The sequence below is a fragment of the Streptomyces hyaluromycini genome, from assembly GCF_002217755.1.
In the GTDB taxonomy this organism is placed as follows: Bacteria; Actinomycetota; Actinomycetes; order Streptomycetales; family Streptomycetaceae; genus Streptomyces; species Streptomyces hyaluromycini.
The window spans coordinates 244,115-263,383 of the sequence record NZ_BCFL01000022.1; the positions used below are offsets into that span (position 1 = coordinate 244,115).

General features: G+C 71.7%; 18 protein-coding genes. 6 read left to right on the top strand and 12 right to left on the bottom strand.

The features are described 5' to 3' along the window. The first annotated feature begins 176 nt into the window (after positions 1 to 176). Positions 177 to 3,551 (top strand): pyruvate carboxylase, encoded by a 3,375-nt coding sequence (locus SSP29_RS27870; protein ID WP_089103560.1) that lies wholly within the window; start codon positions 177 to 179, stop codon positions 3,549 to 3,551. Between the two features lie 53 nt (positions 3,552 to 3,604). Here SSP29_RS27870 and SSP29_RS27875 read toward each other — a convergent pair whose 3' ends face one another. From SSP29_RS27875 to SSP29_RS27905, 7 genes are all read right to left on the bottom strand, one after another. Next, complete coding sequence (locus SSP29_RS27875; RefSeq protein ID WP_089103561.1) at positions 3,605 to 4,579, bottom strand: SMP-30/gluconolactonase/LRE family protein; 975 nt, start codon at positions 4,577 to 4,579, stop codon at positions 3,605 to 3,607. A gap of 154 nt (positions 4,580 to 4,733) precedes the next feature. Further along, positions 4,734 to 5,189, bottom strand: coding sequence for a hypothetical protein (locus SSP29_RS27880; protein WP_089103562.1), 456 nt, complete (start codon positions 5,187 to 5,189; stop codon positions 4,734 to 4,736). A 41-nt stretch (positions 5,190 to 5,230) separates the two neighbouring features. Next, positions 5,231 to 6,028, bottom strand: a complete 798-nt coding sequence (locus SSP29_RS27885; RefSeq protein WP_089103563.1) for a DUF4389 domain-containing protein — start codon at positions 6,026 to 6,028, stop codon at positions 5,231 to 5,233. Between the two features lie 87 nt (positions 6,029 to 6,115). Beyond that, positions 6,116 to 6,892, bottom strand: a complete 777-nt coding sequence (locus tag SSP29_RS27890) for a polysaccharide lyase family 7 protein (RefSeq protein WP_167450017.1) — start codon at positions 6,890 to 6,892, stop codon at positions 6,116 to 6,118. Between the two features lie 129 nt (positions 6,893 to 7,021). After that, positions 7,022 to 8,236, bottom strand: a complete 1,215-nt coding sequence (locus tag SSP29_RS27895; protein ID WP_089103565.1) for a carbohydrate-binding protein — start codon at positions 8,234 to 8,236, stop codon at positions 7,022 to 7,024. 116 nt (positions 8,237 to 8,352) lie between these two features. Then, a complete protein-coding gene (locus SSP29_RS27900; protein ID WP_089103566.1) occupies positions 8,353 to 9,096 on the bottom strand; it encodes a YqjF family protein in 744 nt (247 codons plus the stop codon). A gap of 129 nt (positions 9,097 to 9,225) precedes the next feature. After that, positions 9,226 to 9,576 carry a hypothetical protein gene (locus SSP29_RS27905; RefSeq protein WP_089103567.1) on the bottom strand — a complete coding sequence of 117 codons (351 nt, stop codon included), beginning with the start codon at positions 9,574 to 9,576 and terminating at the stop codon, positions 9,226 to 9,228. A 173-nt stretch (positions 9,577 to 9,749) separates the two neighbouring features. Between SSP29_RS27905 and SSP29_RS27910 the strand changes: the two genes are divergently transcribed. The 5 genes from SSP29_RS27910 to SSP29_RS27930 all read left to right on the top strand — a co-directional run bounded on the left by SSP29_RS27910 (position 9,750) and on the right by SSP29_RS27930 (position 14,241). Next, the gene (locus tag SSP29_RS27910) at positions 9,750 to 10,427 is read left to right on the top strand and encodes a response regulator transcription factor (RefSeq protein WP_089103568.1); all 678 of its coding nucleotides are present in this window, start codon (positions 9,750 to 9,752) and stop codon (positions 10,425 to 10,427) included. A gap of 40 nt (positions 10,428 to 10,467) precedes the next feature. Continuing rightward, the gene (locus SSP29_RS27915; protein ID WP_089103569.1) at positions 10,468 to 11,751 is read left to right on the top strand and encodes a sensor histidine kinase; all 1,284 of its coding nucleotides are present in this window, start codon (positions 10,468 to 10,470) and stop codon (positions 11,749 to 11,751) included. Positions 11,752 to 11,823: 72 nt separating this feature from the next. Further along, positions 11,824 to 12,693 carry an alpha/beta fold hydrolase gene (locus tag SSP29_RS27920; protein WP_089103791.1) on the top strand — a complete coding sequence of 290 codons (870 nt, stop codon included), beginning with the start codon at positions 11,824 to 11,826 and terminating at the stop codon, positions 12,691 to 12,693. Further along, positions 12,690 to 13,409, top strand: a complete 720-nt coding sequence (locus SSP29_RS27925) for a hypothetical protein (protein ID WP_089103570.1) — start codon at positions 12,690 to 12,692, stop codon at positions 13,407 to 13,409. Before SSP29_RS27920 ends, SSP29_RS27925 begins: the two co-directional genes overlap by 4 nt. 100 nt (positions 13,410 to 13,509) lie before the next feature. Further along, the gene (locus tag SSP29_RS27930) at positions 13,510 to 14,241 is read left to right on the top strand and encodes a GntR family transcriptional regulator (RefSeq protein WP_089103571.1); all 732 of its coding nucleotides are present in this window, start codon (positions 13,510 to 13,512) and stop codon (positions 14,239 to 14,241) included. Here the strand turns inward: SSP29_RS27930 and SSP29_RS27935 are convergent. Genes SSP29_RS27935 through SSP29_RS27955 form a run of 5 tightly spaced genes read right to left on the bottom strand, consistent with a single transcriptional unit; the run spans position 14,231 to position 19,236 of the window. Next, positions 14,231 to 14,554: an L-rhamnose mutarotase gene (locus SSP29_RS27935; RefSeq protein WP_089103572.1), complete on the bottom strand. Its 324-nt coding sequence runs from the start codon at positions 14,552 to 14,554 to the stop codon at positions 14,231 to 14,233. The two genes, SSP29_RS27930 and SSP29_RS27935, sit on opposite strands and share 11 nt — an antisense overlap. After that, complete coding sequence (locus SSP29_RS56500) at positions 14,551 to 16,074, bottom strand: sugar ABC transporter ATP-binding protein (protein WP_089103573.1); 1,524 nt, start codon at positions 16,072 to 16,074, stop codon at positions 14,551 to 14,553. Before SSP29_RS56500 ends, SSP29_RS27935 begins: the two co-directional genes overlap by 4 nt. Continuing rightward, positions 16,071 to 17,090 (bottom strand): ABC transporter permease, encoded by a 1,020-nt coding sequence (locus tag SSP29_RS27945; RefSeq protein ID WP_089103574.1) that lies wholly within the window; start codon positions 17,088 to 17,090, stop codon positions 16,071 to 16,073. Before SSP29_RS27945 ends, SSP29_RS56500 begins: the two co-directional genes overlap by 4 nt. Beyond that, positions 17,087 to 18,151, bottom strand: coding sequence for an ABC transporter permease (locus SSP29_RS27950; RefSeq protein ID WP_089103575.1), 1,065 nt, complete (start codon positions 18,149 to 18,151; stop codon positions 17,087 to 17,089). The genes SSP29_RS27945 and SSP29_RS27950 overlap by 4 nt, the downstream gene beginning before the upstream one ends. Then, positions 18,148 to 19,236 carry a mandelate racemase/muconate lactonizing enzyme family protein gene (locus SSP29_RS27955; protein ID WP_089103576.1) on the bottom strand — a complete coding sequence of 363 codons (1,089 nt, stop codon included), beginning with the start codon at positions 19,234 to 19,236 and terminating at the stop codon, positions 18,148 to 18,150. The genes SSP29_RS27950 and SSP29_RS27955 overlap by 4 nt, the downstream gene beginning before the upstream one ends. Positions 19,237 to 19,269: the final 33 nt, after the last annotated feature.

Sequence of the window (19,269 nt, forward strand, 5' to 3'; positions counted from 1 at the left end):
CGACTTCCCCGAAACCTCATAGGTCACGCGGCTGACCCGCCGAAGTGCTCAACGACGTCAATGTGATGGTTTTCGCACTTCAACCGGTTCGGGCAACCCCTAATGTTGCGGCGAGCTACGGAGGGGCGCGGCTGACACCATGGTGTTCGTCGCCGGCAGGCTGAAGGGATCCAGGGATGTTCCGCAAGGTGCTGGTCGCCAACCGTGGAGAGATCGCCATCCGCGCATTCCGCGCGGGCTATGAATTGGGTGCGCGCACGGTCGCCGTGTTCCCGCACGAGGACCGCAACTCGCTGCACCGGCTGAAGGCGGACGAGGCCTACGAGATCGGGCAGCCCGGACACCCGGTTCGGGCCTATCTGTCCGTCGAGGAGATCGTGGGCGCGGCCCGCCGGGCCGGGGCCGACGCCGTCTACCCCGGCTACGGGTTCCTGTCCGAGAACCCCGAACTCGCCCGCGCCTGCGAGGAGGCGGGCATCACCTTCGTCGGGCCGAGCGCCCAGACACTGGAGCTGACGGGCAACAAGGCCCGCGCGGTGGCCGCCGCCCGAGCCGCCGGCGTCCCGGTGCTCGGCTCCTCGCAGCCCTCCAACGACATCGACGAACTGGTCCGCGCCGCCGACGAGATCGGCTTCCCGGTGTTCGTGAAGGCCGTCGCCGGCGGTGGCGGCCGCGGCATGCGCCGCGTCGAGGAACCCGGCGCGCTGCGCGAGTCGATCGAGCAGGCCTCCCGGGAGGCGGCCTCCGCGTTCGGCGACCCGACCGTCTTCCTGGAGAAGGCCGTCATCGACCCCCGCCACATCGAGGTGCAGATCCTCGCCGACGGCGAGGGCAACGTCATCCACCTCTTCGAGCGGGACTGCTCACTGCAGCGCCGCCACCAGAAGGTCATCGAGCTGGCCCCCGCGCCCAACCTCGACCCCGAACTGCGCGACCGCATCTGCGCCGACGCCGTCCGCTTCGCCCGCGAGATCGGCTACCGCAACGCCGGCACCGTCGAGTTCCTCCTCGACCGGGACGGCAACCACGTCTTCATCGAGATGAACCCGCGCATCCAGGTCGAGCACACGGTCACCGAGGAGGTCACCGACGTCGACCTGGTCCAGGCCCAGATGCGCATCGCCTCCGGCGAGACCCTCGCCGACCTCGGCCTCTCCCAGGAGACGGTGAAGCTGCACGGCGCGGCCCTGCAGTGCCGTATCACCACCGAGGACCCCGCCAACGGCTTCCGCCCCGACACCGGCCGCATCAGCGCCTACCGCTCCCCGGGCGGCTCCGGCATCCGCCTGGACGGCGGAACCACCCACGCGGGTACGGAGATCAGCGCGCACTTCGACTCGATGCTGGTGAAGCTCACCTGCCGGGGCCGGGACTTCAAGTCCGCCATCGGCCGCGCCCGGCGTGCCGTCGCCGAGTTCCGCATCCGCGGTGTCGCCACCAACATCCCCTTCCTCCAGGCGGTCCTGGACGACCCGGACTTCCAGGCGGGCCGGATCACCACGTCGTTCATCGAGCAGCGACCGCACCTGCTCACCGCCCGCTCCTCCGCGGACCGCGGCACCAAGCTGCTCACCTACCTGGCCGACGTCACCGTCAACAAGCCGCACGGCGAGCGCCCCCACCTGATCGAGTCGACCACCAAGCTGCCCCCGCTGCCGGACGGCGAGCCGCCCGCGGGCTCCAGGCAGCGGCTGGTGGAGCTGGGCCCGGAAGGGTTCGCCCGCGCCCTGCGCGAGTCGCCCACCATCGGCATCACCGACACCACCTTCCGCGACGCCCACCAGTCCCTGCTCGCCACCCGCGTACGCACCAAGGACCTCCTCGCCGTCGCCCCGGTCGTCGCCCGCACCCTGCCCGAACTCCTCTCCCTGGAGTGCTGGGGCGGCGCCACCTACGACGTGGCGCTGCGCTTCCTCGCCGAGGACCCCTGGGAGCGGCTCGCCGCGCTGCGCGAGGCCGTCCCCAACATCTGCCTCCAGATGCTGCTGCGCGGCCGCAACACCGTCGGCTACACCCCGTACCCGACCGAGGTGACCGACGCCTTCGTCCAGGAGGCCGCCGCCACCGGCATCGACGTCTTCCGCATCTTCGACGCCCTCAACGACGTCGGCCAGATGCGCCCCGCCATCCAGGCCGTACGCGAGACGGGCACCGCGATCGCCGAGGTCGCCCTCTGCTACACCGCCGACCTGTCCAACCCGGACGAGCGCCTCTACACCCTCGACTACTACCTCCGCCTCGCCGAGCAGATCGTCGACGCGGGCGCGCACATCCTCGCCGTCAAGGACATGGCGGGCCTGCTGCGCGCCCCGGCCGCGGCGAAGCTGGTCTCGGCGCTGCGCCGGGAGTTCGACCTCCCGGTCCACCTGCACACCCATGACACCGCGGGCGGCCAGCTGGCCACCTACCTGGCCGCGATCCAGGCGGGCGCGGACGCGGTGGACGGCGCGGTGGCCTCCATGGCCGGTACGACCTCGCAGCCCTCCCTGTCGGCGATCGTGGCCGCGACCGACTACTCGGAGCGTCCCACGGGGCTCGACCTGCGGGCGATCGAGGACCTGGAGCCGTACTGGGAGAGCGTCCGCAAGGTCTACGCCCCCTTCGAGGCGGGCCTCGCCTCGCCGACCGGCCGCGTCTACCACCACGAGATCCCCGGCGGCCAGCTCTCCAACCTGCGCACCCAGGCCGTGGCGCTGGGTCTCGGCGACCGCTTCGAGGACATCGAGGCGATGTACGAGGCCGCCGACCGCATCCTGGGCCGGCTGGTCAAGGTCACCCCGTCCTCCAAGGTGGTCGGCGACCTCGCCCTGCACCTGGTCGGCGCCGGGGTGCGGCCGGTGGACTTCGAGGCGACCCCCGACAAGTTCGACATCCCCGACTCGGTCATCGGCTTCCTGCGCGGCGAGCTGGGCACCCCGCCCGGCGGCTGGCCCGAGCCGTTCCGCACCAAGGCCCTCCAGGGCCGCGCCGCCGCAAAGCCGGCACCGGAGCTGACCGCCGAGGACCGCGAGGGCCTGGCGAAGGAGCCCCGTGCGACCCTCAACCGGCTGCTGTTCCCGGCCCCGACCCGCGAGTTCGACACCCACCGCCAGACGTACGGCGACACCAGCGTCCTCGACAGCAAGGACTTCTTCTACGGGCTGCGCCCGGGCAAGGAGTACTCCGTCGACCTGGAGCCCGGCGTCCGGCTGCTGATCGAGCTCCAGGCCGTCGGCGAGGCCGACGAACGCGGCATGCGCACGGTGATGTCGAGCCTCAACGGGCAGCTGCGGCCGATCCAGATCCGCGACCGGGCGGCGGCCTCCGACATCCCGGCCACCGAGAAGGCCGACCGCGCCAACCCCGGCCATGTCGCGGCTCCGTTCGCCGGAGTCGTCACCCTCGCGGTGACCGAGGGCGCGGAGGTCGAGGCGGGCGCCACGGTGGCCACCATCGAGGCCATGAAGATGGAGGCCACCATCACCGCCCCGAAGGCCGGCCGGATCTCCCGGCTCGCCATCAACCGCATCCAGCAGGTGGAGGGCGGCGACCTGCTGGTCGAGATCGCCTGAGGCCGGACGGCCTCTGCGGGCGGGGGAGGGCCGGGCGACCCGGCCCTCCCCGGCTACGAGCGGGAGAAGTGCGCGCCCAGCCGGGCCTTCAGCAGGTTCGGGTCGCGCTGGGTGAGGTAGGCGGCGCTCGCCACGAACACGTCGCGGTCGCGTACCGCCAGCGCGGTCGGGTTGGACAGCCCCTCCTGCACCGTCAGGACGCTGCCGTGGCTGCCGTCCGGGCCGACCAGCACGACCTCGTTGGACGGGTTCAGCGCGGCGAGCACGAGGTCCGAGTGCCCGGGGAAGACGAAGTCGTCGACCCCGGTGAGGCCGGCCGCCCTGGTCTCTGCCGCCCCCGCCGAGCCGTCCGCGCCCACCGAGATGCGCAGCAGCGTGCCCCGGTCCGTGTTGGTCACCCACACCGCGTCTTTGTGCACCTGGATCCCGTTGGCGCCGAAGCCGGTGGCCGACGGGAGACCGGCGAGCTCGGTGCCCGCGGCCCAGGCCGTGGCCGTGCCGCCCGCCTGCGGGATGCGCCACACCGTGCCCAGCGCCGAGTCGGCGGCGTAGAGCACGCCGTGCTTCTCGTCGAGGGCCAGCCCGTTGGGCAGGCCGTCCGCCGGCAGCTGGGCGATCTGCTCGGGTGTGCCGCCGCCCGCCGGGATGCGCCAGACACCGGTCCTGCCGGTGCCGGTGGCGTAGTTGACGTACAGCGTGCCGTCGTGCGCGCGGGCCAGGCCGTATGTGACCGCGCTACTCACGAGGGGCGTCCGGGGGTTGTCCTCGTCGGGCAGGGTCGCGAGGACCCGGACCCGGCGCTCCCGGGTGACCTTGACGACCTGCCGGGCGAACGCGAAGGAGACGTCGACGGTGCCGCCCCGCTCGGCGACGACGCTCTCGGGTGTCTGTCCGTGGGCCAGGTCGAAATGGGCGACGGTGTGGGGACGGGAGAGGACCGGCTCGTCGCTCGCGGCCGGAACCGCCGCGAGCAGGCCGATCGCGACCGCGGCCGGGGCGGCGACGGCCCGGCGGGGGAATCGGGGCATGTGACCTCTTTCGACGGGAGCGCGGAGCTCCGGCGTACCGGTCACACCAAAATGAGGCTTCGCCGTCCCCGGGCCGCGGCAGCCGTGGCCGCGACGTCGCCCGCCCGGCGCACGGCGTGGCCCCGCATGCCGCGCAGCCGGGTGACGGCCCCGTTCAGTTCCACATCGGGTAGCTCATGACCTGCGTGTATCCCTCCGGCCTGGCACCGGAGTAGGTTAGGTTCAGCCGCGTGAAGTGCTGCACGTTCGGGTGCTTCGTCCAGGCCGTCGGGCGGTCGAGCCGTACGGTCACCGGATACTTGTGGAACTTGCCGGCCGCGCAGTACGGCTTGCAGTCGTTCACCGCGTTCACGCCCTGGGCGACCGCCGTGTTGTCGTTCCACTGGGTCCAGTGCATGCCGGTGAGGATGCTGTTGCCGTCGCCGCAGGCCAGCAGGAAGTCGCTCGGCCTGAACCGCTGGTGCCAGAGGCAGTCCACGAGCACGGGGTGCTGGGCCGACGCCCGCGACGCGGACGGTGTCGGCGGCGTCGCGGAAGCAGTCGTCATGCCTGCCGTGAGCAGCAGGGCCGCCCCGAGTCCGATCGCCGTTCCCACCACTGGTCTGCGCATGGTCGCTCCCGCCCGTTCCGCCGGACATGTTCCCTTCGACGCTACGGCCGTCCTGCGAGATGTACCACTTGCGGCGTATTCGCCAGCCCGTTGTCGTCGGAGTTCCCGGTACTGCGGGAGCCGACCTGGGTGACCAGGCCGAGCACCAGGAAAACCCAGATCAGGACCTTCGCGGCGGTGTCCAGGACCAGGGGCCGGGTGGCGGAACGGACCTCGTCCTTGGCGGTCGGCGCGTCGCCGAGCAGCCCCTTCGGGTAGACGGGCGACAGCATGCTGGTGTAGGCGCCGAACCGCATCCGGTACCGGGCGACCGCGGCCGTGGCCCCGAACACCGGGCCGGGCAGCCGTCCCAGCACGATCCCGATGATCCAGAAGATCCAGCCGACCGCGAGCCAGCCGGTCGCCGCGAGGTTCGCGATGATCGCCGCCGGGATCATCAGGATCAGCCGGAACAGCACCGCCAGCCGGTTCAGGGTGGTGGGCCGCAGCTCGATCTGCACCGGGTAGTCGGGCGCGGTGAGGGCGAACGGCGGATACCGGTCGACCAGGAGCATGGAGCTGGCCGCGATCCGGGTCTCGTAGGCGAGGTACTTGCCGAGGAACGAGGCGATGGAGTCGGGCAGCCGGCCCAGCACGAGCGCCGCGAACCAGCCGGCCACCGTCACGAAGAACGCCGCGATGCCGAGGAGGCCGAGTACGACGAACTGCGGGACCAGCAGCAGCCAGCGCAGCAGCACCGTCCAGCGGCGCTGCTGCCCGGGCCCCGGGATGTCCAGCTCCGGCCGCCACTCGGGGCCGTCGGTCGTGGCGGGAGGACGTGGCCCCCAGCTCTGCGTCATGAGTCCTCCCGTCGTCCGGCCGCGTGGCGGACGCCCCCTCCATCGTGCGGCGGAACGACGGCCCCCGCCAGGGTGGACCAGACGAACTCAGCCGTGTGTGACGGTCAGACCGTAGAACGCGACGCGGGCGCCGTTGGTCGTGCTGTCGGAGGACGACTGGTTGTACGAGCCCGCCTTGAAGTACTGCTTGTACTGGTTGAAGGAGGACGGAATGGCGTAGTGGGTCGTAGTGCCGTTGACGGTCAGGTTGATGGTGTTCCCGCCGGAGACGGCGATGGTGTACGTCCAGGTCTTGCCGACCGACACGTTGCCCACGCTGTGCGTGGTCTGGCCGCCGTCCGGGGAGTTCTCGGTGCCGAGCACGATGTCGCCGTTGGAGTGATAGTACAGCTCCAGCAGCGGCTTGGTGGACGAGCCGCCGGTGCCGAGGTGGATCTGGCCCACGCACACGTTCTTGGTCACCGAGACCACCCGCAGGGTCGCGCTCATCTTGTGGCTGCCGCTCAGCGACCAGTTCGCGGCGCTGCCGTCCCAGTTCATCTCGCGCAGCTCGGAACGGGCGTAGTTGGAGTTCGGGGTGGTGACGCCCTTCTCGGGCGCCCAGAAGGTCATCGCACCGTCGCGGGTGTCGGTGTAGAAGTACGCGTCCTGGTAGCCGTTGGCGCCCTGCAGCCGGGAGGAGGGGATGGTGGTCGGCGAGCCGGGGGAGCCGACCGGCTCCTGGAGCTGCCAGATGGACAGGTCGAAGTTGCCGCCGGGTGCGACGTTCGGGTTCGCCGCGTCCGCGCTGCCGCCGAACAGGACGGTGAGGGCGAGGGCGAGGCCCGCGGCGGTCGGCGCCGCGAGCAACCGGGATCGGTTCACGTGGGGGGTCCTTTCGTCAGAGGGATGCGGCCGGAGCCCACTCCGCGAGTTCATGTATGTGAACTCCGGCCGCATCCATAACCGTCGATGACCGTGAAGCTAAAGGTCCGGACCAATCCCGTCAAGAGGTCAGCAGGCGCCCTCGTCCTGCCAGGGACCCCACTCGGAGGCGCCGGGCACCTCGTTCTGGGTCCACCACTTGGCCTTCCAGTTGTGGCTGTTGTACGAGACCTCGTTCCCGGCCGTGTACACCGCCGTCGCACTCCAGGCGGTCTTGCACGAGGTGGGAGTGGGTGTCGGGGTGGGCGTGGGGGTGGGGGTGGTGGTCGGCGGGGTGACCCCGGCGAACTTCACCGAGTACTTGGCGAAGTCCCAGCTGCTCTGCGCCACGCTGGAGCAGGTCCCGGACGTGGTGCCGTTGTTGTCGACCGGGGTGCACTGGCGGTCGCGGTTCAGGGACCAGAACGTGAAGCGGTCCATGTTGTGGCTCGTCGCGTAGTCGAGCACGGTCTGGAAGTCGGCCTGGGTGAAGTACTCGCCTGTGTCGCTGCGCCCGTTCATCCCGGAGAAGCCCTCGTGGGCGTAGGCGGTCGCCTGGTCCCAGCCGAAGGTGGACTGCAGGATCGAGTTGAAGTTGGTGAGCGCGCTGGTCTGCGAGGCCGCCCCGCTGAATCCGCCGTCGAACGGCATGATGGAGAAGTTGTTGGGCGTGAACCCCTGCGACTTCGCCTCCAGCAGCATCTGCTTGCCGAACCAGCCGGTCCCGTCCGCCGTGCCGGCGGTCGTCACCGACACGTACAGGCCCGGGTTGTTCTGCTGGAGGATCTTCGCGGCGCCGATCTCGTTCTTGATCGCCGCGGTGTTCTCGTACTCCGGCTCCTCCAGGTCGAAGTCGATCGCGTGCAGCCCGTACTTGGTGATGACCTGCTGGTAGGCCGCCGCCGTGGAGGCCGCGTCCGCGCAGGTCTGCCCCAGCTTGGTGCCGCCGTAGCCGCCGATGGAGACGGAGACGTCGCCGCCCTTGGCCCGGATCGTGTTGATCACCGACTGGACGGCGGTGTCCGAGGAGACCGCCGCCGTGCCGCCCCAGGTGGGCGAGCAGCCGCCGCCGTTGGGGGCCAGGACGAACGCCAGCTGGAAGGCCTTGAGGCCGCTGGCGTCCATGATCGCGCCCGCGTCCGGCGGGTTGTTGTCCAGCGGCATCAGATAGGGGGCGGCCGCGTACCACCGGTTGCTCAGCGCGGTGGTCGCGCCCGAGGCGTTGCTCGCGACGAGTGCGGTGGTGCCGGCGGCGGCGAGGGTGACGGCGGCCGCCGCGCCCAGACATGCGCGAAGGGGTCTCACTGGTGCCTCCAGGGGGGCCGGGGAGGTGGGGTGGTCCCAGCTTCCGGAGGTGTCGCGGTCACGTCAATGAATTGGACTGGACCAAAGCTCACTTTGGACTAGACCATACGATTTCTTTACCTGGCGTGGCGAAGCAGTTCCATCGTCCCGAACCGCACCTTCACGCCGGGCGACCAGAGCACGCTGACCGGCGGCCCGGACGGCGCCGGCAGGCCTGCCGCCTCCACCAACTCGTCGTCCAGATCCAGAAGTTCGGCCCGGTGCAGCGGCCAGGTCGGATGCTCGTTCGGCAGGTGTGCGGTACGGCCCTGCCAGGTCACGTGCAGCCCCCAGCGGGCGGTCAGGAAGTGCTCCAGCGGGGAGGGCTCGGCGATCGGCGGCCCGATCCGTACGACCGCCCGGCTCGCGGCCGCCGGACGCCGCCGCCGGCAGGTGTAGGTGATCACATCGCCCTCGCGGCGCAGCCGCATCGCGGACCAGATGTACGGCAGCCGGAACCCCAGCCGGCCCGCCAGCACCGGGAGCAGCCGGGTCGCGTCCAGGGACTTGAACACCACCCCGCGCCGGCCCCGCCCGTCCACCGAGTACAGCCGTACGTTCGTCTCGCAGAAGGTGCCCAGGTACGGCAGCCCCGGCCCCGGCCCGAAGCCCGTGCCCCGCATCAGGAACGGGACGAGACCGACGTACGTGACCCCGTCCAGCGTGTCCGGCCGGGTGCCGGCGGGCAGCAGCCCCGCCACCCGCTCCGGCTCCACCGGCCAGTGCAGGAAGGTCAGTTCATGCCACCCCTGCACCATCGTCGGCCACCGTACGGGCCGCGGGGTGGACGGGGTGATCGGCTCGGTCGGCACGGTCTCCATGGAACAGGGGTCATAGCACGCCAGTACGAGGGCGCGGTGAGCGGGGGGCTGCCCGCGGGAGCGCCCGGGGCGCCCGGCCGGGCGCCCGCGACGGGGACTCCGGCTACTGCCGCTTGCGGCCCGGAAGAGTCACCGTGTCGTCCCCGCCTTGTGGCCCGGAAGCGTCGTCACACCGTCCCCGCCGTCGTCGGCGACGACGGGCTGCTGCGGCAGGGCGGTGGCGTGGCCGGGCTTCCACCCGTGCGGCTTCGCGCCGGGCACCTCGGTGAGGGTGGTGCCGTCTGCCGGGGTCGCAGTCGCCGGCGTCCAGTCGGTCGGCTTCGCGCCGGGCACCTCGGTGAGCGTGATGCCGGGGTCCTCGGTCGTGCCGTGGCCGCCGGACGCCGCCACGGCGACGCCGCCCGAGACGAGGAGCGCGACGGCGACGCCGGTGATCAGCAGGCCTCGGCGGCGGCGGACACCGCGCCAACGTGTCTTCATGGGATCAGCTCCTTCTGGGGGACGGGACACGGAGACACCGCACCCGGTGCGGCATCCGGTCCCGTCGGGAACGAGTACGTCCCCGACTCTCGCCGCCGTCCGCTGAAGATCCGCTGAACGTCCTGAAGATCCCCTTCAGCGCCGCACGTCACCGGTGAGGCAAGGTGTACGGCATGCGTGTGCTGGTGATGGACGACGACGCGCGGCTCGTGGAGCTGCTCCAACAGGGCCTTAGGGCAGAGGGCTTCGCGGTGGACGCCGTGAGCGACGGCCTGGACGGTATCGCCAGGGCGGCGGCCGACACGTACGACGTGATCATCCTCGACGTGATGATGCCCGGGCTCAACGGCTACAAGGTCTGCGCCCATCTTCGTGCGGCCGGCGACAACACCCCGATCCTGATGCTGACCGCGAAGGACGGCGAGTACGACGAGGCGGAGGGCCTGGAGACCGGCGCCGACGACTACCTCACCAAGCCCTTCTCCTTCGTCGTCCTCATCGCCCGGCTGCACGCCCTGATGCGCCGCGCACGCCCCGAACGGCAGATCGTCCGGCACTTCGGGGACCTGGAGATCGACACCGGCGCCCGCCGCTGCCGCCGCGCAGGTACGGACATCGCCCTCACGCCACGTGAGTTCGACGTCCTGGCGCTGCTCTCGGCATCCCCGGACGTCGCCATCACCAAGTCCGCCATCCTCGAACACGTCTGGGACAGCGCGTACGAGGGCGGTCCGAACATCGTGGAGGTCAACGTCAGTGCGCTACGCCGCAAAATCGACCGGCCCTTCGGCCGCGCCAGCATCGAAACCGTACCCGGCGGAGCCTACCGACTCCGCTCCGACGGATCCTGACCGCCGCCGCCGCCGACGCCTGCGCCCGTGGCCGCGCACGGTGCGGGGCCGTGCCACCCTGGCCGTCGCCCTCGTCGCCGGCATCGCCCTCGCCGCCTGCTCGGCGGTCCTGCTCTACGCCGTCCACACCAACCTGGTCGGCTCCGCCCGGACCATGGCCCGTGACCACGTCGAGCAGGCTGCCCGCCAACTCGACGCCGGCACACCCGTGACGAAGGTACTGACCGCACTGCCGGACGTCTCCGTGGTCAGCACGGGCAGCCCCCACGGCACGCGGACCGGTGAGCCGGACGGCGACGGGGCGACCGCCTCCGTCAACACCTCCGGCGGGCCGATGGTGGTGCAGGCGTACCCCGACCTGGCTCCCGCCCGCACCGCCGTCGTCGTCCTGACCTGGGCCCTGGTGCCAGGCGCCGCCCTGCTGGTCCTGCTGGTCGCCGGTCTGAACTGGTACGCCATGGGCCGGGCCCTGCGGCCGGTCGAGGACATCCGTGCCGAGTTCGCCGACATCACGGCCCACAGTCTCCACAACCGGGTCCCCGTGCCCGGCTCCGAGGACGAGGTCGCCACGCTGGCAGAGACGATGAACGGCACCCTCGACCAGCTCCAGCGCGCCGTCGAGCGGCTGCGCACCTTCACCTCGGACGCCTCGCACGAACTGCGCGGCCCCCTCACCACCCTGAAGGCCCGCCTCGAACTGGCCCTGGCCCGCCCCGACCGGGCCGAGTGGCCCGCCGTCGGCCGGGAGGCGCTGCGCGACACCGTCAACCTCGAAGAGATCGTCGGCGATCTGCTGCTCCTCGCCCGCCTGGACGCGCACCGGCCGCTGAACCTCCAACCGCTCGGCGTCACCGACCTCCTGCGGCGGACCATAGCCGAGCGGTACCCCCACCGGCCCGTCGTCCTCGTCGCGCCCGCGGAGCCCGACGAGCCGGTCCTCGGCAGCCGCACCGCACTCGCCCGCCTCTTCTCGAACCTCCTGGACAACGGACTGCGGCACGCGCACAGCACCGTGACCGTCGAACTGCGCCACACCGAGGGCGAGGCGGTCGTCGAGGTCCGCGACGACGGGCCCGGCATCCCCGAACCCGATCGCGAACGGGTCTTCCACCGCTTCACCCGGCTGGACAACGCCCGTACCCGCGGCGAGGGAGGCACCGGTCTCGGCCTTGCCATCGCCCGCGACATCGCGACCGCCCACGGCGGGACACTCGCCGTCCGGCCGCCTCGCGCAGCCGAACGCGGCGCCCGCCTGGTCCTGACCCTGCCCCGGCCGGCCGCCCCCCTCACCCGTTCATGTGAGGGACAGGCGGCCCGCAGCTGACCGACCCTGGTGCGGAGCCGGCCGAGGAGCCTTCCCGCGGCCGGTCGCAGCTTCTGGGGAGAGGTGGATCCGATGGTGCAGAGCTACACCGAGGCGCCGATCAGCAAGGTGACGGCCGCGAGCGGCGTGGAGTACGCGTACCGCGAGGTCGGCGCGGGCGGTGTGCCGTTGGTCCTGCTGGTGCATTTCCGCGGCAACCTCGACAACTGGGACCCCGCGCTGGTGGACGCCCTGGCCCAGGGCCGGCGCGTCATCGCCTTCGACAACACCGGAGTCGGCGGATCCAGCGGCACCACACCGGGCACGGTGGCGCAGATGGCCGCGGACGCCGTCGCCTTCGTCGAGGCGCTGGACCTGGACCGCGTCGACGTCCTCGGGTTCTCGCTGGGGTCCTTCGTGGCCCAGGAGATCGCGCTGATCCGGCCGGCGCTGGTACGGCGTCTCGTGCTCGCCTCGTCCGCGCCCCAGGGAGCGCCCGGTATGCACGGCTGGGCGCAGTGGGTCATCGATGCGGTCGGGCAGGCCGAGACCGCCCCCGCGAAGATGCTCGACGTCTTCTACACCCGGTCTCCCGAGAGCCGGAAGTCGGGTGAGGCCGCGCTCGGCCGCATGTTCACCCGGGGCGAGCTGGACACGCCGACGACGTGGCAGACGCGGCAGGCGCAGTACGACGCGGTGTGCGCCTGGGGCGTCCCCGGCTTCTCGCTCCTGGAGCGGGTGACCGCGATCCGGGCGCCGGTGTTCGTCGCCAACGGCGACAGCGACCCGATGATCCTGCCGCGCTACTCCCACCTGCTGGCCGGGCTGATCCCCGGCGCGGAGCTGCGGATCTACCCGGACGCGGCGCACGGTTTCCTCTTCCAGCACCACGAGGAGTTCGCCGCCGACGTCACACGATTCCTGGCCCGGCCGCAGACCGATGAAAGGAACAAGGCCGTATGAGCGACCTGCTGGATCTCGTGCTGCACGCCCACGGGGGTCTGCAACGGTGGCGAGAGACGGAAACCATTCATGCCACGGGGTCCCTGGGCGGGGTCCTGTGGTCCCAGGTCGGTCAGGACGGCATCCTCGCCGCCGCCGACATGAGCGTCGACGTGCAGCGCCAGCGGCTGGTCTTCGAGCGCTACACCGGCCCCGGGCTGCGGGGTGTGTTCACGCCCGAGCGGGTCGCGGTCGAGCGGCGGGACGGCGAGGCCGTCGCCGAGCGGACCGCTCCGCGCGAGGCGCTCGTCGGCCATGACCCGGACACCCCGTGGGACCGGCTCGACGTGCTGTACTTCGCGGGCTACGCCATGTGGAACTACCTCACGGCCCCCTATCTGCTGACCCGGCCGGGCGTGGTCGTGGCGGAGGCGGAGCCGTGGCGGGAGGCGGGCGCGGAGTGGCGCCGGCTGCGGGCCCGGTTCCCGCACGGCATGGCCACCCACTGCGCGGAGCAGGTCTTCTCCTACGACCACTCCGGTCTGCTGCGACGCCACGACTACGCGCCCGACGTCCTCGGCGGCACGCCCGCCGCGCACTTCGCCGAAAAGCACGTGCAGGTGTCGGGACTGGTCTTCCCCACCCACCGTTACATCGTGCCCGTGCAGGACGACGGGCGCGCGCTGCCCGAACCACGCCTGATCACCGTCGATCTCGACGAGATCTCCGTCGTCTGACGACGGGACAGGCCGGGAGAAGTGGGGGAGGAGTCCGTCCTCTCACCCCGCCCACCTGGGTAAACTGGGGGTGCCACGCAGGTCTTGAGGAGGATCCGGGATGCCGCCGCACACCTCTTCCGCAGCCGGGTCTCCGGGCGAGGGCGACGAGCAGAGCGGTCCTCCCGTCCGGCAGGCGCTGTCGGACAGCGTGTACGAGAGCATCAAGGCGATGGTCATGGACCACGAGATCGCCCCCGGCGCCCGCGTCGGCATCGACGCGCTGTCCCGCGCCCTCAAGGTCTCACCCACCCCGGTCCGGGAGGCGCTGGCCCGGCTGGAGTCCGACGGACTGGTGGTCAAGCGCGCCCTGTCCGGATACCGGGCCACGGAGCTGCTGACCCGTCAGGGCCTTGAGGAGCTCTTCGAGATGCGGCTGCTGCTGGAGCCGAGGGCCGCCGCCCTGGCCGCCGTCAACGCCACCGAGGAGCAGCTGGACGGCCTTGAGCGGATCCTTGAGGAGATGCAGGTCCAGCCCAGCCCGAACGGCCGGTACGCGTCCTACCGCGACTTCGCCGGACTCGACCAGCGCTTCCACGAGGCGATCGGACAGGCCGCGCACCGGCCGCTGCTGGCCGATGCCGTGCAGCGCCTCCACGCGCACCTGCACATTTTCCGGCTCGGCGACGTCGTCGGGGCCGGCGGCCCGACCGTCGCCGAGCACGAGCGGATCGTACGGGCCGTGCTGCGCCGCAACCCCGAGCGGGCGGCCGAGGCGATGGCCGAGCACCTCACCCGCAGCATGGAGCGCCAGCTCCAGGACGACGGCGGCGACGAGCCGGCTACTCCATGAGGAACAGGTGTTCCGCCGTGGCCCACCACTCACCCGGGGCCGCCTCCGGAACCGGCGTCTGGCAGGGCGCGGTGCGCCGCCACCACTCCTGGGTCGCCTCGTCGGCGGCCATCAGTGCCAGGTCGGCCGCCAGGTCGTCGCCGTGGTACTCGAAGTAGGCGAACAGCCGGTCGCCGAGGAGGTGGATCGAATAATTGGCGATCCGGCAGCGCCGCAGCCGGTCCAGGACCGGCTCCGGCACGTCGCGGTGCAACTCCCGGTAGGTGTCGAGCAGTTCCGGTCGTACGGCGATGACCTGGGCGACCCGTCTCATGAGCGCACCGTGTCGCGGTCGTGGATGAGGCGGATGATCCGGCCGCTCATCCGGTCGTAGTCCCGGTCGTTGTCGACCTCGCCGCGGACGCGGTGGTCGGTCATGACGACGATCCGGTCGGCGAGGGTGACCATCTCCGCCAGGTCGCTGCTGATCAGCAGGATCGGCAGACCGTCGTGGGCCAGGTCCCAGATGAGTTCGTGGAAGGCGCGTTTGGTGCGGACGTCGACGCCCACCGTCGGTTCGTCGATGACGAGCAACCGGGTGTCGGCGGCCAGCCACTTGGCGAGGCTGACCTTCTGCTGGTTGCCGCCGGACAGCTCACCGGCGTTCTGCGAGAGGCCGGTGATCCGGATGCCGAGCCGGTCGACGAGGTCCTGGGCGACGGCGCGTTCCTCGCCCGGCGGGACGAACCCGAGCGCCCTGGCCAGCCGCCGCCACACCGTCACCGTGATGTTGCGGACGATGGGCTGTTCCAGGAAGACGCCCTCCTCCTTGCGGTTCTCGGTCACGTACCCGATGCCGAACTCGTGCAGGGCCTGGCGGGGCGAGCCGATGCGGGCCGGCCTGCCGTGCACCCGGACCTCGCCCGCGGTGATGCGGTCGAGGCCGAGCACCGCCTTGACCAGTTCGCTGCGCCCGGCGCCGACCAGCCCGTACAGACCGACGATCTCCCCGGGCCGCACCGCCAGGTCGATGTCCCGGTGCCCGCCGGCCGTGGCGAGGCCGGACAGCTCCAGGACCGGCGCGGCGGACCGGTCGACCGTGCGCGGGCGCATCTCGGCCGCCGCGTGGGCACGGCCCACCATCAGGCTCACGATGTCGTCGTGGGAGTGGTCGGCCAGGGGCGACGACTCCAGCACCGACTTCCCGTCCCGCAGCACGGTGACCGTGTCGCAGAGGGCGAAGACCTCCTCCAGTTTGTGACTCACGAAGACGACACAGGCACCGCGCTCGGCGAGCCGCCGGACCACCCCGAACAGGCGCTCGGTCTCCTCGGGGGAGAGGGAGGCGGTGGGCTCGTCCAGGAGCAGCACCCGGCTCTCGGTGTACAGGGCCTTGGCGATCTCCACCAACTGCTGCTGAGCGACGGACAGTTCCCGCACCGGCCGGTCCGGGTCGAGGTCGACGCCCAGCTCCGTGAGGCAGGCGACGGCCGGTTCGGTCATGGCCGCGTAGTCGACCAGACCACGGCGTGCGGGCGGCTTCTGCAGGGTGATGTTCTCGGCCACCGAGAAGCCGGGGATGAGGTTGCGTTCCTGGTGGACGACGCCGATGCCGGTCCGGGCCGCCTCCAGCGGCGAGCGCAGCCGGACCGGTTCGCCGCACCAGGCGAGGGTGCCGCCGTCGGGGGAGTGCACCCCGGTCAGGACCTTGATGAGGGTCGACTTGCCGGCGCCGTTCTCACCGAGGAGCGCGTGCACGGAGCCGGCGGTGAGCCGCAGCCCCACGCCGTCCAGCGCCCGCACCCCGGGGAAGACCTTGACCAGGTCGTGGCATTCGAGGAGGACCGTGTTCACCGCGCACCTCCTGGCTGCGGGGCCGGCGTGCTCTTCGCGAGCCGCGTCTGGTGCAGGTGCCCGCCGGCGACCGTGCCGAGGACGACCAGTCCGATCAGCAGGTTCACCCAGCTCGGGTCCAGCGAGAACTGGGCGCGTGCCGCGTCGATGAGCCGGGTCACGAAGGCCGCGAGGACGGTCCCGAACACCGCGATGGAACCGCCGGTCAGCGCGACCCCGCCGATGATCGGCGCGGCGAAGCTGGGCAGCAGCCAGTCGCCGCCGACGCTGCGGTTGACGCCGGGCAGCGAGGCGGTCGCGGTCACGGCGGCCACCCCGACCAGCAGCCCGGACAGGGTGTGGGCGGCCACGATCTGCCGGTCGGTGGAGATGCCCGACAGCCGCGCGGCCAGCGGGTTGCCGCCCGCGGCGAGCAGCCGCCGGCCCGCGACCGTGCGGTACATGAACGCGCCGAGCAGGACTGCCGCGACGATCGCCGTGACGAAGACGAGCGGGATGTCGAGCGGCGCCGCCGTGCCCAGGTCGCGCAGCGTCGCGGAGTAGCCGTCGACGGTCCGGGTGCCGACGAGCCGGTACTGCGCTCCCAGCAGGATCGTCATCGTGGCGAGGGTGACGATGAAGCCGTTGATCTGCGTGGCCACGATGACGACACCGGTCACCAGGCCGACGGCGGTCGCCGTCAGCAGCCCCACGAGCACGGCGACCGGGGCGGGCACCCCGTGGTCGGCCATCAGGACGCCCGTCAGGCAGGCGGTGAAGCCGCCCAGGGCGCCGACGGCGAGATTGAGCTGGCCCACGCACAGTGCCACCATCTGGGCGAGGCCGATGAGGACGGGCGTGGCGAGGTACTGGAGGAAGACCCGTACCGAGGGGCCCTCGAAGAAGGAGCCCGACGACGCCACCTCCAGCGCCACGGCCCCTGCCACGACGACCAGCAGCAGCATGGCCGTCGTCGTACGGGAGAACCGGTGCAGCGCCGCGGCGGCCCGGCTCTGCTGGTCGCGGATCGTGCTCATGTGGAGCGCACCACCTTGCGATAGGACACCACGGTGCGGATCCGGTCGGCAGAGAGAGCCAGCAGCAGGATGCAGCCGAGGTAGATGTTGAGGCTTTCCAGGCCGACGCCGAGCAGGTCGAGCCCCTTGCGGATCACGCCGACCAGCGCGGTGCCGAGCAGCGTGCCGAGGACGGACACCACCCCGCCGGTGAGCAGGGTGCCGCCGAGCACCGCGCCCAGGAAGGACGGCAGCATGAAGTCGTCGCCGATGGAGGCGCGGAACGTGCCCGTCCCGGCGGCGGCCATGAACCCGGCGAGCGCCGCGAGCAGCCCGGAGAGGGTGTGGGCGAGCAGGACCCGGCGTCCGGTGGGGATGCCGGACAGCTCGGCGGCGGCCGGGTTGGCCCCGGTCAGCAGCAGCTCCCGGCCGATGCGGGTACCGCCGTACAGGAACCCGAGACCGAGCATGGCGAGCACGGTGAACTGGGCCAGCTGCGGGACGGCGGGCGAGCCGCAGATCGGGCCCGCGCAGATGTCGGCCAGCGAGTAGGACCGCAGGGCGTCGATTCCGGCCGGGCGGGTGGTGAAGGCGGCGTCCTCGGTGAGGGCCGAGTACATCAGGGACACCAGGCCCAGCAGGGCGAAGTCCATCGCCAGCGTGACGACGAAGGAGCTCACTCCGGTACGGGCGATCAGCCAGCCGGTGACCGCGCCGATCGCCGCGCCGGCGGCAAGGCACAGCAACAGCCCGGCCTGCATGGGCAGATGGAGCTTGTCGTAGCCGAGGCCCGCGAACATGGCGCCGAAGGCCGCCATCCGCCCGACCGCGAGGTTCATGTGCCCCACGGACAGGGCGACCATCTGGGCGAGCGCCACCACGGTGAGCGTGGCCACGTCCCGCAGCAGCGGGAAGAGCACCAGGCGCTGGTCGAGGAAGGCGGGCCGCAGGACGCCGAACAGGATGCTCAGCGCGATGACCAGCACCAGCAGACCGAGCCGCTGGTTGACCCAGAACGGCATCCGGTGGGCGGCCGCCTTCTCCTCGGGGACGGTCTCCGGCGGGCTGACGGACGTCGTCATGCCACCCTCCGGTCGTCGAGGGCGTCCAGGTCCCAGTCGATGCCGATGCCCGGCTCGTCCGGGGCCACCGCGAGGCCGTCGCGGATGGCCAGCTCGGTCCGGGTCACGGCCCGCAGCTGCGGGATGTACTCGACGAAGCTGCCGTTGGGCACCGCGGCGGCGAGGCTGACGTGCAGTTCCATCAGGAAGTGCGGGCAGACCGTCACGTTGTGGCTCTCCGCCAGGTGCGCGACCTTCAGCCACGGGGTGATGCCGCCGATCCGGGCCGCGTCGACCTGGACGATCGACGCGGCCCCGGACTCCAGGTAGCTGCGGAACTGCATGAGCGAGTACATGGACTCGCCGACGGCCACCGGGATCCGGGTCGCCCGCGCGAGCCGGGCGTGGCCGCTGATGTCGTCCGCGGGCAGCGGCTCCTCCAGCCAGTACGGGTCGTACGGCTCCAGCGCGGCCGCGAGCCGGAGCACCGAGGACGCCGTCTGGGACTGGTTGGCGTCGGTCATGACGTGCAGCGCGGGACCGACCGCCTCGCGTACGGCGCGCAGCCGCTCCGCGTCCTCGGCGGGATGCGGCTTGCCCACCTTGATCTTGACTCCGGCCCACCCCGCCTCCTGGGCCCGCAGGGCGCCCTTCACCAGTTCCTCGGTGCCCAGGTGGAGCCAGCCGCCCTCGGTGTCGTAGACCGGTACCTCCCGGCGGTGTCCCCCGGCCAGCCGCCACAGCGGTTCGCCCGCCCGCTTGCAGCGCACGTCCCACAGGGCGGTGTCCACGGCGGCGAGTGCGAGGGAGGTGATGGCCCCGGTGGTGGTGGCCCGGGTCAGGGCGAACAGCCGCTGCCACAGCGCCTCGATGGTGCGGGCGTCCTGTCCGACCAGGGCCGGGAGCAGATGGTCGCGGAGCAGGGCCAGCACGGACGTGCCGCCGGTGCCGATCGTGTAGGCGTAGCCGGTGCCCGCGAGACCGTCCGCCGTCTCCAGGTCGACCAGCACCGTCTCCTGTTTGACGAAGGACTGCACCGCGTCGGTGCGGTCCGTCTCGACGGCGATGTCGGCCAGCCGGGCGGTCGCGGTCGTGATGATGCTCATCGATGTCCGTTCTCTTTCGGGCTCTTCGGACTC

What these genes read in the sequence shown, in the direction of transcription:
- SSP29_RS27935 (WP_089103572.1), bottom strand. Translation starts at nt 14,554, where the DNA reads ATGAGACGGGTCGCCCAGGTCATCGCCGTACGACCGGAACTGCTCGAC.
- SSP29_RS27950 (WP_089103575.1), bottom strand. Translation starts at nt 18,151, where the DNA reads ATGACGACGTCCGTCAGCCCGCCGGAGACCGTCCCCGAGGAGAAGGCG.
- SSP29_RS27880 (WP_089103562.1), bottom strand. Translation starts at nt 5,189, where the DNA reads ATGCGCAGACCAGTGGTGGGAACGGCGATCGGACTCGGGGCGGCCCTG.
- SSP29_RS27920 (WP_089103791.1), top strand. Translation starts at nt 11,824, where the DNA reads ATGGTGCAGAGCTACACCGAGGCGCCGATCAGCAAGGTGACGGCCGCG.
- SSP29_RS27910 (WP_089103568.1), top strand. Translation starts at nt 9,750, where the DNA reads ATGCGTGTGCTGGTGATGGACGACGACGCGCGGCTCGTGGAGCTGCTC.
- SSP29_RS27900 (WP_089103566.1), bottom strand. Translation starts at nt 9,096, where the DNA reads ATGGAGACCGTGCCGACCGAGCCGATCACCCCGTCCACCCCGCGGCCC.
- SSP29_RS27905 (WP_089103567.1), bottom strand. Translation starts at nt 9,576, where the DNA reads ATGAAGACACGTTGGCGCGGTGTCCGCCGCCGCCGAGGCCTGCTGATC.
- SSP29_RS27870 (WP_089103560.1), top strand. Translation starts at nt 177, where the DNA reads ATGTTCCGCAAGGTGCTGGTCGCCAACCGTGGAGAGATCGCCATCCGC.
- SSP29_RS27885 (WP_089103563.1), bottom strand. Translation starts at nt 6,028, where the DNA reads ATGACGCAGAGCTGGGGGCCACGTCCTCCCGCCACGACCGACGGCCCC.
- SSP29_RS27955 (WP_089103576.1), bottom strand. Translation starts at nt 19,236, where the DNA reads ATGAGCATCATCACGACCGCGACCGCCCGGCTGGCCGACATCGCCGTC.
- SSP29_RS27945 (WP_089103574.1), bottom strand. Translation starts at nt 17,090, where the DNA reads ATGAGCACGATCCGCGACCAGCAGAGCCGGGCCGCCGCGGCGCTGCAC.
- SSP29_RS27925 (WP_089103570.1), top strand. Translation starts at nt 12,690, where the DNA reads ATGAGCGACCTGCTGGATCTCGTGCTGCACGCCCACGGGGGTCTGCAA.
- SSP29_RS27875 (WP_089103561.1), bottom strand. Translation starts at nt 4,579, where the DNA reads ATGCCCCGATTCCCCCGCCGGGCCGTCGCCGCCCCGGCCGCGGTCGCG.
- SSP29_RS27930 (WP_089103571.1), top strand. Translation starts at nt 13,510, where the DNA reads ATGCCGCCGCACACCTCTTCCGCAGCCGGGTCTCCGGGCGAGGGCGAC.